This is a genomic window from Streptomyces sp. NPDC048331 (assembly GCF_043201215.1).
In the GTDB taxonomy this organism is placed as follows: domain Bacteria; phylum Actinomycetota; class Actinomycetes; order Streptomycetales; family Streptomycetaceae; genus Streptomyces.
This window is the reverse complement of record NZ_JBICYT010000004.1, coordinates 372,005-384,244: the sequence shown is the minus strand read 5'-3', so window position 1 is coordinate 384,244 and position 12,240 is coordinate 372,005. Positions and strand designations below refer to the sequence as shown.

General features: G+C 73.7%; 10 protein-coding genes. 3 read left to right on the top strand and 7 right to left on the bottom strand.

Annotation, left to right across the window (positions count from 1 at the left end):
* Positions 1 to 81 precede the first annotated feature (81 nt).
* The 7 genes from ACGFYY_RS09790 to ACGFYY_RS09760 all read right to left on the bottom strand — a co-directional run bounded on the left by ACGFYY_RS09790 (position 82) and on the right by ACGFYY_RS09760 (position 7,730).
* Positions 82 to 1,176, bottom strand: coding sequence for a PP2C family protein-serine/threonine phosphatase (locus ACGFYY_RS09790; RefSeq protein WP_393707933.1), 1,095 nt, complete (start codon positions 1,174 to 1,176; stop codon positions 82 to 84).
* Between the two features lie 181 nt (positions 1,177 to 1,357).
* Positions 1,358 to 2,155, bottom strand: coding sequence for a VOC family protein (locus ACGFYY_RS09785; protein ID WP_393707931.1), 798 nt, complete (start codon positions 2,153 to 2,155; stop codon positions 1,358 to 1,360).
* 90 nt (positions 2,156 to 2,245) lie between these two features.
* Positions 2,246 to 3,445, bottom strand: coding sequence for a D-alanyl-D-alanine carboxypeptidase family protein (locus ACGFYY_RS09780; protein ID WP_393707929.1), 1,200 nt, complete (start codon positions 3,443 to 3,445; stop codon positions 2,246 to 2,248).
* A gap of 94 nt (positions 3,446 to 3,539) precedes the next feature.
* Positions 3,540 to 4,376 (bottom strand): alpha/beta fold hydrolase, encoded by an 837-nt coding sequence (locus tag ACGFYY_RS09775; protein ID WP_393707927.1) that lies wholly within the window; start codon positions 4,374 to 4,376, stop codon positions 3,540 to 3,542.
* Entirely contained in the window at positions 4,373 to 4,966 is a 594-nt protein-coding gene (locus ACGFYY_RS09770; protein WP_393707925.1) for a TetR/AcrR family transcriptional regulator, read from the bottom strand. Before ACGFYY_RS09770 ends, ACGFYY_RS09775 begins: the two co-directional genes overlap by 4 nt.
* Before the next feature lie 136 nt (positions 4,967 to 5,102).
* On the bottom strand, positions 5,103 to 6,527 hold the full coding sequence (locus tag ACGFYY_RS09765) for an amino acid permease (protein ID WP_393708022.1): 1,425 nt from the start codon (positions 6,525 to 6,527) through the stop codon (positions 5,103 to 5,105).
* Between the two features lie 222 nt (positions 6,528 to 6,749).
* Positions 6,750 to 7,730 carry a hypothetical protein gene (locus tag ACGFYY_RS09760; protein WP_365280754.1) on the bottom strand — a complete coding sequence of 327 codons (981 nt, stop codon included), beginning with the start codon at positions 7,728 to 7,730 and terminating at the stop codon, positions 6,750 to 6,752.
* Between the two features lie 407 nt (positions 7,731 to 8,137).
* On the opposite strand from ACGFYY_RS09760, the gene ACGFYY_RS09755 reads away from it, so the two are divergent.
* From ACGFYY_RS09755 to ACGFYY_RS09745, 3 genes are read left to right on the top strand one after another with little or no spacing between them, the layout of a single operon-like run.
* Positions 8,138 to 9,577 carry an FGGY family carbohydrate kinase gene (locus ACGFYY_RS09755; RefSeq protein WP_393707922.1) on the top strand — a complete coding sequence of 480 codons (1,440 nt, stop codon included), beginning with the start codon at positions 8,138 to 8,140 and terminating at the stop codon, positions 9,575 to 9,577.
* A complete protein-coding gene (locus tag ACGFYY_RS09750; protein WP_393707920.1) occupies positions 9,574 to 11,010 on the top strand; it encodes an FAD-dependent oxidoreductase in 1,437 nt (478 codons plus the stop codon). Before ACGFYY_RS09755 ends, ACGFYY_RS09750 begins: the two co-directional genes overlap by 4 nt.
* Positions 11,007 to 12,203 carry an NAD(P)/FAD-dependent oxidoreductase gene (locus tag ACGFYY_RS09745; RefSeq protein WP_393707918.1) on the top strand — a complete coding sequence of 399 codons (1,197 nt, stop codon included), beginning with the start codon at positions 11,007 to 11,009 and terminating at the stop codon, positions 12,201 to 12,203. The genes ACGFYY_RS09750 and ACGFYY_RS09745 overlap by 4 nt, the downstream gene beginning before the upstream one ends.
* Positions 12,204 to 12,240 lie beyond the last annotated feature (37 nt).

Here is a 12,240-nt window from a genome sequence, read left to right as displayed (position 1 = left end):
CGGCCGACTTTCCGACCCACCTTCCGAACGGCCTCCCTCCATGCTGTCGTGTCCGGGACGGTCCGGGCGAGTCCAGGGGCTCTACGCCGAGCCTCCGGCCGCCCCCGGCTCCTCGTCCTGGCACCGGTCGACGAGGACCACCGCCACGTCGTCGGCCAGGCGGTTCTCGGTGTGGCGCAGCAAGGCCTGGTGCAGGCCCCTCAGGAACGCCTCCCCGGTGCGGTCGCGCATGGTCGCCATGGCCTCGGCCAGATCGAAGAAGGTCTTGTCCCGGTCGCGGGCCTCGATGACGCCGTCGGTGTACAGCAGCAGCCGATCCCCGGCCACGAACGGATACCGGTCCGCGCGCCCGGGAGGGCCGCCGAAGAATTCCTCCAGACCGAGCGGCGGCAGGGGGGCGGTGGGCGGCAGGGGCCGGACCGTTCCGTCGTGCAGCAGCAGCGCGGGTGGATGGCCCCGGTTGATCACCTCGATGTGCTGGTCGTCGGAGATCTGGGCCACGAGCGCGGTGACGAACCCCTCCAGGAGCGCGTCCGCGCCGCCGGCCGCGCCCGAGACGGCGGCGTCCCGGTGCAGGGCCGCTCCGCACCGGTCGACGACCTCCACCAGATCGGCCTCGTAGTGCACGGCCTCCCGGAACGCGCCCAGCACGATGGCGGCCGCCCGGACCGCGGGCAGCCCTTTGCCCCGGACGTCCCCGACGATCATCCGGACCCCGTACCGGGTCTGGACCACGTCGTACAGATCGCCGCCGATCTGCGCACCGGTCTCGGCCGCCAGGTACATGCTGGCCGCCCGTACGGAGCCCAGCCGGTCCGGCACCGGCCGCAGGACGACCTCCTGGGCGGCCGTGGCGATCCGGCGGACCTGGTTGAGCTCGTTCTCCGTGCGGGTGCGCGCCGAGCGGCTCGTCATGAAACTCGCCACCGAGACCAGGAACAGGGCGAGGAAGTTCGTGTAGACCTGCTGCGTCCCCCAGGCGCTGTTGTAGCTGGCGGTGGTCACGCTGACACCGACGGCCACCCCCGCCGCCGCGAGGGTGCCCTTGGGGCCCATCGTCACGGCCGCCAGAGCGGGCGTCGCGACGAGCAGGGGGCCGGTGTAGAGGACGTGCAGGGGTGTGAACTCGACGAGGAGCACCAGCAGGGCGATCGCGAAGGGCACGCACTCCGCCAAGACGAAAAGCACCTGGTGGTGGCCGTCCGCTCGCGGTCCAGGAGGCGAGCGCAAGGGCGCTCTCATGACTACAGACTGCCTCGCCCGGCACCATGGCCGCCACTCCGGTCCACCGCTCCCGTGGACCTCCGGCCGAGGTCTTCGACCTCGCCCCGTGGAGTGCGACCGGTGCCGCCCGGGCTCAGCCGCGGACCGGCGTGAGCACCACGAAGTCGGCGTTCGCCGGGTCGAGGCAGACGGCGAGCCGGCCGACGCCCTCCGCGTCCACCGGTCCCATCTGCACGCTCCCGCCGTTCTCGGTGACCTCGGCGACCGCGGCATCGCAGTCGGCGACGGCGAAGACGGGATGCCAGTACGGCCGCCCGTGCGTGAGGGGCAGGTGCTCCGCGGGGAGCTCCATGAGCCCGCCGTGCATCCGCTCCTCGGGAAGTCCGGCGGGCGTGATGAGGGCGTACGTCCCCCCGCCGCCGGGCAGCGACATGTCGCTGAACCGCCAGCCGAAGACACCGCCGTAGAACTCCTTCGCGGCGCCGGCGTCCGTCGTGTAGAGCTCGGTCCAGCACAGTGAGCCCGGCGCGTCCACCAGCTCGACGCCCTGGCTCGTTCCCGGCTGCCATACGGCGAACTGTCCCCCCGAGGGGTCGCTGTACTGCGCCATCCGGCCCCACTCGTCGAGATCGCGCGGGGCCACCCGCACCGTGCCTCCCGCACGTTCCACCGCCTGGGTGGTGGCGTCCGCGTCCGTGACGCTGTGATAGATCATCCAGGCCGGGCGCGCGCCCTCCTCGGTGAGCTTGCCGAGCCCGGCGACGACCCTTCCGTCCTTCCGGAACATCCCGCCTTCCATGTCCTCCCCCTCGCCCATGGACTCGAAGTCCCACCCGAGCACCGCGCCGTAGAAGGCCGCGGCCGCGCGGACGTCGGGCACGCCGAGGTCGAGCCAACAGGGGGAGCCGGGGACGAAATCAGTGGTGATCATGGGCTTGCCTTTCGCGGGTCCGGTACGGCCTCAGCCTGGCACCGGACCCTGCCCCTCGCGCGTCGACCGTGCGCGCCGCGCGACCCCGGATCAGGGCTCGCTGCGGCGCCTTCGCAGGACGGCCGCCCCGGCCAGGGTCGCCACCGCCGCGAGGAACGCGGCCGACAGGCCGTAGAGCATCGGGGCACCCAGGCGGAGTCGCTCCGGCGTGCCGACGTCGGCGGCGTCGGCCGCGACGACGGCAGCGGCGGGCGGTGCGGCGGGCGGCGGCGCGGGGGGAGCCAGCGATCCGACCGGGTCCACATGTCCCGCGGCGGCGAATCCCCAGTCCAGGAGGGAGCGCGCCTCCTCGTACACGGCGTTCGCACCGCCCCACTGCGGGTTCATCACCGTCGCCAGCAGGGTACGGCCGTCCCGACGGGCGGCCGCGATCAGCGTGAAGCCCGCCTGGGAGGTGTAGCCGTTCTTGACACCGATGATCCCCGGGTACCGGCCCAGCCCGTCCTGACCGGTCACCAGCCGGTTGGTGTTCTCGATCCCGTACGTCCAGGTGGGACTGCCGTCGGTGTGGGTGCCGCCGGGGAACTGGGCGTCGGCGGTCGCCGCGTACTCGGCGAAGGCGGGGTCGGCGAGGCCCGTACGGCCGAAGACGGCGAGATCGTAGGCCGAGGAGGCCTGGCCGTCCGCGTCGAAGCCGTCCGGGGAGACCACGGTGGTGTCCCGCGCGCCCAGGGCGCGCGCCTTGGCCTGCATCTGCGCCGACGTGACCTCCCAACCGCCGTTCATCGCGGCCAGCACGTGCACGGCGTCGTTGCCCGAGCTGAGGAAGACGCCCCGCCACAGGTCGGCCACCCGGTAGGTGTGGTCCGCGGACAGCCCGACCGTGCTGCTCCCCTCCGGTACCTCGTCCAGCTCGGCCTCGGTGACCGTGTGCCGGCCCGAGCCGGGCAGGTGGGGGAGTGCGGTGAGGGCGAAGAGGGTTTTGAGGGTACTGGCCGGTGGCAGCCGGCGATGCGCGTCGTGGGCCGCGAGCACCGCACCCGAACCGACGTCCGCCACCAGCCACGACAGGGCGGACACGTCGTCCGGCAGCGCGGGCGCCCCCTGCCGCGCCCGGACATGGGTCCCGGACCGGTGCAACAGGGATGCGTCGACGGACGAGGCGGGTCGCGGCGGCAGCGGCTCGGCCTGGGCGGTGCCCGCGGCCGTCGGTACGAGGAGAACCGACGCGCCGATGGCCAGAGCTGCCGCGCCCGCGCCGGTTCTGCGCCCGGAGGATCTGATGCTCATTCGACCAGCGTAGAAATGCATCGGCCCGCGCGCAGCGAGGCGTACGCCGACCGGCGGTAGGCCGGGTGCGTGCACGGGGTCGATCTACCGCGATCTACCCCTGGAAGGCCTTCCTCAGGTGCTCCCCGAACGCGTCGGGGTGCGTCGTCAGGCCGGTGTGTCCGCCGGGGAAGTGGCGCAGTTCCACGCCGAGGCGCTCGGCCAGGAAAGCCGCCGGACGGTACGGCAGTTCGCCGCGGGACTCCTGGCCGGCGGCGAGCACGAGCCGCTCGGACAGCGTCTCCAGCCGGTCGACATCGGGGACGTAGGACATGAAGGCGGGGACGATGCGGCCGACGAAGTACGGCAGGTCGGCCATCGTCCGCTCGGCCCGCGCCGCCGCCTCGGGCGGAAGGACGACCTCGGCCGGCGGCCCGGGGGTGTCCCCGGCCTTGCTCAGGCCGGCGGCGAACACGGCCATCGCCGGCATGAGCCCCTGGGCGCGGAGCGTCTCCCGCACGCGCGCGAGGAGCGCCCGGTGGGCGGGGGCGTCCGGGAGAACCTCCACCACCGGAGGCTCGTGCGCCACGACGCGTACGACACGCTCGGGACGGACGGTGAGCAGGTGCAGGGCGGCGATCGCGCCCGAGCTGGTGCCGCACACCCGGGCGGGCGCGTCGGGTGACAGCAGGTCCATGATCCGCAGCGCGTCGTCGGCGTGCTCGGCCACCGTCTGCTCGGCGTCGGGGTCGTCCAGCGGGCTCCGGGACAGGCCGCGCGGGTCGTAGGTCGCGACGGTGTACTCGGCGGCCAGGTCGCCGGCGATGCCGTCGAAGGAGGCCGCGCCGCCCGTTCCTCCGGGGATCAGCAGCAGGAGTGGGCCGTCGCCGCGTACCTCGTAGCGCAGGGTCGCGCCGTTCACACGCAGGTGGCCGATGGTCGGGTCGGTCATGAGGGGTCTCCTTCTCGGGGCGTGGGCCAGTGCTCCAGGAGGGTGTGCAGGGCGTCGAGGGCGCGGACCCAGGACTGCTGCGGTGAACGCTCGTGCGCGAACCCGCCGGCCGCCTCCAGGGCGACGAATCCGTGGAACGTGCTGCGCAACAGCCGGACCGCGTCGGTCAGATCGGGCTCCGCCAGGGCGTAACCGCGGAGCATGCCGTAGGTCAGCTCGACCGCCCGGCGCGGTCCGGGTGCCCGCGCTGCCAGTTCGGGGTCGATCCGGATCGGGGTCTGGGTCGCGGTGTAGCGGCCCGGATGGGCGTGGGCGTACTCCCGCCAGGCGTCGGCGAACGCGACCAGCGCGTCCTTGCCCGACCGGCCGGCCGTCGCCTCCGCGATCCGGAGGGTCTTCTCGTCCGCCGCGAGCAGGGCGATCCGTCCGCGCAGATCCTCCAGGCCCCGCACGTGGGCGTAGAGGCTCGCGTCCTTCACCCCGAGCCGCCGTGCCACCTGCGACATGGTCACCCGGTCGAGCCCGACCTCGTCCGCCAGCTCGGCGCCCGCGACCGTCACCCGCTCCGCCGTCAGTCCCGCGCGTGCCATGGACCCTCCACTCCTAGAGGTCCTAGTTTTATCCTAGGGGTCCTAGGAATGCAAAAGGCGGCCCCGGCCGGGCGCCCGCTCACCGGTCGTGCGTGGACCGGATGCGGGCGCGGCCGGCCGGGGCCGCCGCGCCGGGTCAGACGATGTCCTCGGCGATCTCCGCCTGCTCGCGGGCGTTGCCGTAGGCCGAGGGGGTGCCGTACGAGCGGCGTGCGACGTACCACCAGACGCTGGCCAGGATCAGGACCACGGCCAGGGCGATCACGGCGTAGTTCATCGAGTCGATGGTGACGGGGGACTTCTGGGGAAGGCAGAAGAGGACGGTGACGAGGGCCACCCAGGCGACGGCGATCCAGCCGATCGGCTTGCTCCAGCGGCCCAGGTTCCACGGACCGGGCTCGAAGCGGTTGCCGGCGCGCAGGCGCAGGTAGATCGGGATGGCGTAGGCGGGGGTGATGCCGATGACGTTGATGGCGGTCACGGCCCCGTAGGCGGTGGCCGAGTACAGCGAGGGGAGCGCCAGTACGCCCGCGACGACGACGGAGAGCCAGACGGCCGGCACCGGAGTCTGGGTCCGGCCGCTGACCTTGCGCCACAGTGCGGAGCCGGGCAGCGCGTTGTCACGGCTGAACGCGAAGACCATCCGGCTCGCGGCGGCGACCTCGGCGTTGCCGCAGAAGAGCTGGGCGACGATGACGACGAGGAGCAGGGCGGTGGCGCCGCCGGAGCCCAGCGCGTCGATGAAGATCTGGGCGGGCGGGACGCCGGTGGCGCTGCCCTGGACCGCCGCGTAGTCCTGGATGGCGAAGGTGAGACCGGCGAGCAGGGCGAAACCGGCGATCCAGGAGACCCAGATGGCCCGGACGATGCCCTTGGCGGCGGAGACGGAGGCGTCCCTGGTCTCCTCCGAGAGGTGCGCGGAGGCGTCGTAGCCGGAGAAGGTGTACTGGGCGAGCAGCAGGCCGACCGCCGCCACGTAGAACGGGTTGGCCCAGCCGGTGTCGTTGACGAACTCGGTGAAGACGAACGAAGCGGACTGGTGGTTGTCCGGGACGAAGGCCAGGGCGCCGACGATCACGGCGACACCGCCCAGGTGCCACCAGACGCTGATGGAGTTGAGCACGCTGACGAGCCGCACCCCGAAGAGGTTGAGCGCGGCGTGCAGCAGCAGGATGCACAGGAAGATCAGGAACGTCGAGCCGGGGGTGGGCACGAACCCGAAGCGCAGGTTGAGGAAGGCGCCGGTGAACAGGGCGGCGCCGTAGTCGATGCCGGCGATGGCGCCGAGCAGGCCGAGCAGGTTCAGCCAGCCCGTGTACCAGCCCCAGCGGCGGCCGCCGAGCCGGTCGGCCATGTAGTAGAGCGCGCCGGAGGTGGGGTAGGCGCTGGTCACCTCGGCCAGGGCGAGACCCACGCAGAGGACGAAGAGGCCTACGCCGATCCAGCCCCACAGCATCACGGCCGGGCCGCCGGAGCCCATGCCGAAGCCGTACAACGTCATGCATCCGGAGAGCACGGATATGACGGAGAAGCTGATGGCGAAGTTTCCGAAGCCGCCCATCCGGCGGGCGAGGACGGGCTGGTAGCCGAGCTCCCTGAGGCGTTGTTCCTCGTCCTGCTGAGGTGGAGCCTTGCGGTCCTGACGGGCTGCCCAATCGGTTCTGGACACGGCGGTACCTCCGGGGGTCTGTGGAGCACGGGGACGGTGGAGCCTGGGGGTCGGGTGAGGCCGGGGTGGTGCGGGTGGAGCGAGAGTTCGGCGCCGTGGGGAGGTCGGCGGGGGTCAGTTCCGGCCGGCCAGGCTGCGGGACCTGGCCTGCAGGAACACCTCCTCGGCCAAGGCGCGGTCGGCCGGGTCGCGGGTCCGGTGGGCCCACGGCAGGGTGGTCCAGTACGGGCCGATCGTGTCGAAGACCCGGGCGGCCTCGTCGAACTGGAGGGCCCCCCACAGGGCGTGGGCGAGCTGGTTCAGGTCGAGAGGGGAGGCGCGCGGGAGATCGGCGTGGGCGAACCAGGTGTCCAGGGCGTGGAGCGCGTCGCGTACGGCGTCCTCGGCGACCCAGTGCAGGTCCAAGGCCCGCTCCTGGCCGCGTTCGCGGCGGTAGCGTTCGACCCGTACGTAGAGCGGCAGGACGTGTACGGGGGATCCGGGGGGCGCGGAACCGGAGGCCCAGTGCACGAAGTTGGCGGCCTCCGAGAGCGGTCCGGGGGTGCCCGCGTACACGAACTGGAGCATGCGGTGGTAGGCCTCGCGGTTGTGCGGGTCGCGCTTGTCGACCTCGGCGAGGATGCCCCAGGGGCCGGGGGGCAGCATCGGGCCGGGTGGCGCCACGCGGTGCTCGGCCATCTGGCGCTGCTCGTCGAGGAGGGCGAGGGCGAGCAGGCACACCCACGGCACCGGGTCGGCGGGGCTGATGCGGGCGGCCTCCCGGCAGGTCGACCACGCCTCCTGCCACAGTTCGCCGGTGCGGGGGTGTCCGGCGCGATGGGCGCGGACGGCGCGTTCCACCCAGACGCGCGTGTGCATCACGAGTGCGGCGACGCTGTGCGGTTCTTCGGCCCGCCAGGCCTGGACCACGTCGGAGCCGGCGGCGACGGCGGCGAGCACCTGGGTGCGCTGGGTCCACAGGCCCCAGTTGTCGGTGCGTTCGAGTAAGCGCGCCATGGAGACCCAGCGGCCGGTGCGCAGGTCCTGGGCGGCGGAACGCAGCTCCTTGTCATGGCCGGCCGGGTGGTAGACGGGCCGGAAATCGCTGCCCGCCATCACCTCGTCCCGGTCGACGGGCGGCGGCGGCCCGGGTGGGCGCGTCCTACGGTGGTCGTGATCATCAGTCCTCGGATCGCATGGAAGGTGGGTCGATCCGGCCGCCGGCTGCCGCGACGCAGCCGTGCCCGGTGCCAGGGACGCGTGAACCATGCGAGAACTGTTCGTCGAACCCCCGCCGTTGACCCACGGTCGATGTCGCTGCCCGTTGATCGGCGATCACTATATGGCGATCAGGAGCATACGCATCCAGATCTGTGTTCGAACGTAAGTATCAAGCCACGATCCACATATGAAGATGCGTCAGTCGATACCGGCGGACCGTGGGCCGATCTTGACGGGCGAGGTCGGCCGGTGCAGGCTTCCGACCGACGTTCGATCAAGGCGACACCAGGGACGGAGTGGTGATGACGGGCCCGGTGCTCGCTGTCGATCAAGGCACCTCGGGGACCAAGGCGCTGGTTGTCTGTCCGGTACGCGGAGTTATAGGTTCCGGATCTGCCCCTGTGCGACCCCGGTACCTGCCGGGCGGCCGCGTCGAGGTCACCCCCGGCGAGCTGCTGGACTCGGTCGTCGACGCCGGACGCGCCGCCCTGGCGGCGGCGGGCGAACCCGTGGTGGCGGTGGGCCTCGCCAACCAGGGCGAGACCGTACTGGCCTGGGATCCGGCGACCGGCGAACCGTTGACCGACGCGATCGTCTGGCAGGACCGGCGTGCCGAAGCGCTCTGCACCGAACTGGCCCCGCACGCCCCGTCCTTGCGGGAGATCACCGGCCTGCCGCTCGACCCGTACTTCGCCGCTCCCAAGATGGCCTGGATACGCCGCCACCTGACCCGGCGCGGCGTCGTGACGACCAGCGACGTCTGGCTCGTGCACCGCCTCACCGGCGCGTTCGTCACCGACGCGGCGACCGCCGGCCGCACCCAGCTGCTCGACCTCGACACCACCCGCTGGTCGGACGCGGCCCTGGACGCCTTCGGCCTCACCGGTGAGCGCCTGCCGGAGGTCGTCGACGCCGACACCCACGTCGGCACCACCACCGCCTTCGGTCCCGCACTACCGCTGACCGGCCTGCTCGTGGACCAGCAGGCCGCACTGCTCGCCCAGAGCGTCACCGAGCCCGGTACCGCCAAGTGCACCTACGGCACCGGCGCGTTCCTGCTCGCGCAGACCGGCCCGCGCCCCCTGCGCAGCGCCTCCGGGCTGGTCGGCTGCGTGGCCTGGCGGCTCGCCGGCCGGACCAGCTACTGCCTGGACGGACAGGTCTACACGGCCGCCTCCGCCGTGCGCTGGCTCACCGATCTCGGGGTGATCTCCGGCGCCGCCGACATCGACCGCGTCGGCGGGAGCGTCCCGGACGCCGGCGGCGTCACCTTCGTCCCGGCGCTCGCCGGGCTCGCCGCCCCTTGGTGGCGGGGAGACCTGCGAGGTTCGGTCACCGGCCTCGGCCTCGACACCACCGCCGGGCATCTCGTACGCGCCCTGTGCGACGGCGTCGCCGCCCAGGTGGCGGAGCTCGCCGACGCGGTCGCCGCCGACCTGGGCACCCCGCTCGCCGCCCTGCGCGTCGACGGCGGCCTGACCCGGTCCGCGCTGCTCATGCAGGCCCAGGCCGACCTCCTCGGCATCCCTGTGGAGGTGTCGGCGCTGCCGGACGTCACCGCGCTCGGCGTCGGGGCCGTGGCCCGGCTCGGGCTCGATCCCTCCCTCACCGTCGCCGAGGCCGTCCCGGAGTGGAAGCCGTCCGCCGTCTACGAGCCCCGGGCCGGAGCGGCGCGGGCGGCGGAACGACGCGCCCGGTTCCGCGCGGCGGTCTCGACCCTGCTGGGCGACGCACCGGCATGACCGTCACCCCCTCCACCACGGTCACCACCGCCACCACCACGGTCACCACGGGCGGCGCCCTGCCCGGCGGGGAGTACGACGTGACGGTCGTCGGCGCCGGCGTGGTGGGCGCGGCGATCGCCCGCGAACTGGCCCGGCTCCCGCTGCGGATCGCCCTGGTCGACGCGTCCGACGATGTCGGCGACGGCACCTCGAAGGCCAACACCGCCATCCTGCACACCGGTTTCGACGCGGTACCCGGCTCCCTGGAGTCCCGGCTCGTCCGAGAGGGCCACCGGCTGCTCTCCGCCTACGCCGCCGAGGCCGGCATCCCGGTCGAGCCGCTCGGCGCGCTCCTCGTCGCCTGGGACGCGGAGCAACGGGCCGCGCTGCCCGGCCTCGCGGAGAAGGCCGTACGCAACGGGCACCGCTCGGCCCGGATCATCCCGGCCGACGAGGTGCGGGCCCGCGAGCCGGAACTCGGACCCGGGGCACTGGGAGCGCTCGACGTCCCGGGGGAATCCATCATCTGCCCCTGGACCACCACGCTCGCGTACGCGACGCAGGCCGTCCGCGCGGGTGTCGAACTCCACCTCGACTGCCGCGTACTGAAGGTCACTTCCGGCGAGACGCACACCGTGACCACGAGCCGGGGCCCGCTGCGCACCCGGTACCTGGTCAACGCGGCCGGGCTGTACGCCGACAGGATCGACCGGCTCCTCGGCCACGCGGACTTCGCCGTGACGCCCCGGCGAGGACAGCTGATCGTCTTCGACGAGCTCGCCCGTGGCCTCGTACGGCACATCCTGCTCCCCGTCCCGGGCGCCCTAGGGAAGGGGGTCCTGGTGACGCCGACGGTGTACGGGAACGTCATGCTCGGGCCGACCGCCGAGGACCTCGACGACCGGACGGACACGGGATCGACCGCCGAGGGACTCGCCCTGCTGCGGGAGAAGGGTCGACGGATCCTGCCGGCCCTCCTGGAGGAGGAGGTCACCGCCGTCTACGCCGGTCTGCGCGCCGCCACCGGCGACGACGACTACGCGATCCGCGCCCACCCCGCCCAGCGGTACGTCACCGTCGGCGGGATCCGCTCGACGGGACTCAGCGCCTCCATGGCGATCGCCGCGCACGTCGTGGCACTGCTCGCCGACGCCGGCCTGCCGGTGACGGGGGCCCGGGAACTCGACCCGGTGCGCATGCCGAACCTGGGCGAGGCGTTCCTCCGCCCGTACCGCGACGCCGAGGCGATCGCACGGGACCCGGAGTACGGCCGGATCGTCTGCCACTGCGAGCGCGTCACCCGCGGGGAGATCCGCGACGCGCTGGCCTCGACCGTCCCGCCCGGCTCGCCGGACGGCCTACGGCGGCGCACCCGGGCGCGGGGCGGCCGCTGCCAGGGCTTCCACTGCGGAGCCGCCGTGCGCGCGCTGTTCGAGGAGGCCCGGCGGTGAGCCACGACCGCGCGGTCGACGTCCTGATCGTCGGCGCCGGACCCGCCGGGCTGGCCCTGGCGGCCCGCCTCGCGAGCGCGGGCGCCGGGCACATCGAGGTCCTGGAGCGCGAGCGGGACGCGGGCGGCGTGCCGCGCCACTGCCACCACGCCGGGTTCGGCGGACCTGTACGCCCCTGGCTCACCGGACCGGCGTACGCGCGGCGGGCCGCCCAGGCGGCGACGGCCGCCGGAGCGACGGTCCGTACCGGGGTCAGCGCCACCGGCTGGGCCGGCCCGCTGACCCTGGAGACCACGAGCCCGGCAGGCCTGGAGCGGATCACCGCCCGAGCCGTCGTCCTCGCCACGGGCGCCCGCGAACGCCCACGCAGCGCCCGACTGGTGCCCGGCTCCCGCCCGGCCGGCGTGCTGACCACCGGGGAACTGCAACAGTCGGTCCACCTCTACGGGCAGGACATCGGCCGGCGGGCCGTCGTGGTGGGTGCCGAGCCGGTGTCCCGCCACGCGGTACGCACCGTGCGCCGGGCGGGAGCGCAGGTGGTGGCCATGGTCACGGAGCGCCCGCGCGGCGACGCCGTCCCGGGAGTCCCGCTGCTCACGGCCACGACGGTGGCGGAACTACGCGGCCGGGGCCGCCTGTCCGGCGTGGTCGTGCGCCACGCGGACGGCCGCACCGGGGTCCTGGCGTGCGACACGGTGGTCTTCACCGGTGACTGGATCCCCGACCACGAGCTGGCGCGCCGGGCCGGCATCGCCGTGGACCCGGGCACCCGCGGCCCCGCCGTGGACGCCTCCTTCCGTACGTCCGCGCCGGGGGTCTTCGCGGTGGGCAACGTCCTGCACGGCGTCGAGCCCGCCGCCACGGCGGCCGCCGAGGGCGCCGCTGCCGCGGGCCCGGTCCTGGCCCGCCTGTCGGGTGCGCCGTGGCCGGAAGTCGGCCCACCGCTGCTCGTCCGGGCCCCGCTGCTGTGGGTGGTGCCGAACCGTCTCACGGATCTCGCGGTGCGGCCGTTGCTGCTGCGGTCGGGGGAGCCGCTGACCGCCCCGGTGCTGACCGCCGCCCAGGACGGTCGGCTGCTGTGGCGACGGAGATTCCCGGTCCGGGTGCCCCCCTCACGGTCGTTGCGGCCGGCGCCCGGGTGGACGGACCGGGTCGACCGGTCGGGCGGCCCGGTCGTGCTGGGCATCGGCTGATCCGGAATCGAACGCCATGGGTAGCCTCCGCTCCATG

Bases quoted from the DNA above. Each gene is read 5' to 3' on its own strand.
- ACGFYY_RS09755 (WP_393707922.1), top strand. From the start codon at position 8,138: ATGACGGGCCCGGTGCTCGCTGTCGATCAAGGCACCTCGGGGACCAAG.
- ACGFYY_RS09760 (WP_365280754.1), bottom strand. From the start codon at position 7,730: ATGGCGGGCAGCGATTTCCGGCCCGTCTACCACCCGGCCGGCCATGAC.
- ACGFYY_RS09750 (WP_393707920.1), top strand. From the start codon at position 9,574: ATGACCGTCACCCCCTCCACCACGGTCACCACCGCCACCACCACGGTC.
- ACGFYY_RS09770 (WP_393707925.1), bottom strand. From the start codon at position 4,966: ATGGCACGCGCGGGACTGACGGCGGAGCGGGTGACGGTCGCGGGCGCC.
- ACGFYY_RS09765 (WP_393708022.1), bottom strand. From the start codon at position 6,527: ATGGGCGGCTTCGGAAACTTCGCCATCAGCTTCTCCGTCATATCCGTG.
- ACGFYY_RS09775 (WP_393707927.1), bottom strand. From the start codon at position 4,376: ATGACCGACCCGACCATCGGCCACCTGCGTGTGAACGGCGCGACCCTG.
- ACGFYY_RS09785 (WP_393707931.1), bottom strand. From the start codon at position 2,155: ATGATCACCACTGATTTCGTCCCCGGCTCCCCCTGTTGGCTCGACCTC.
- ACGFYY_RS09780 (WP_393707929.1), bottom strand. From the start codon at position 3,445: ATGAGCATCAGATCCTCCGGGCGCAGAACCGGCGCGGGCGCGGCAGCT.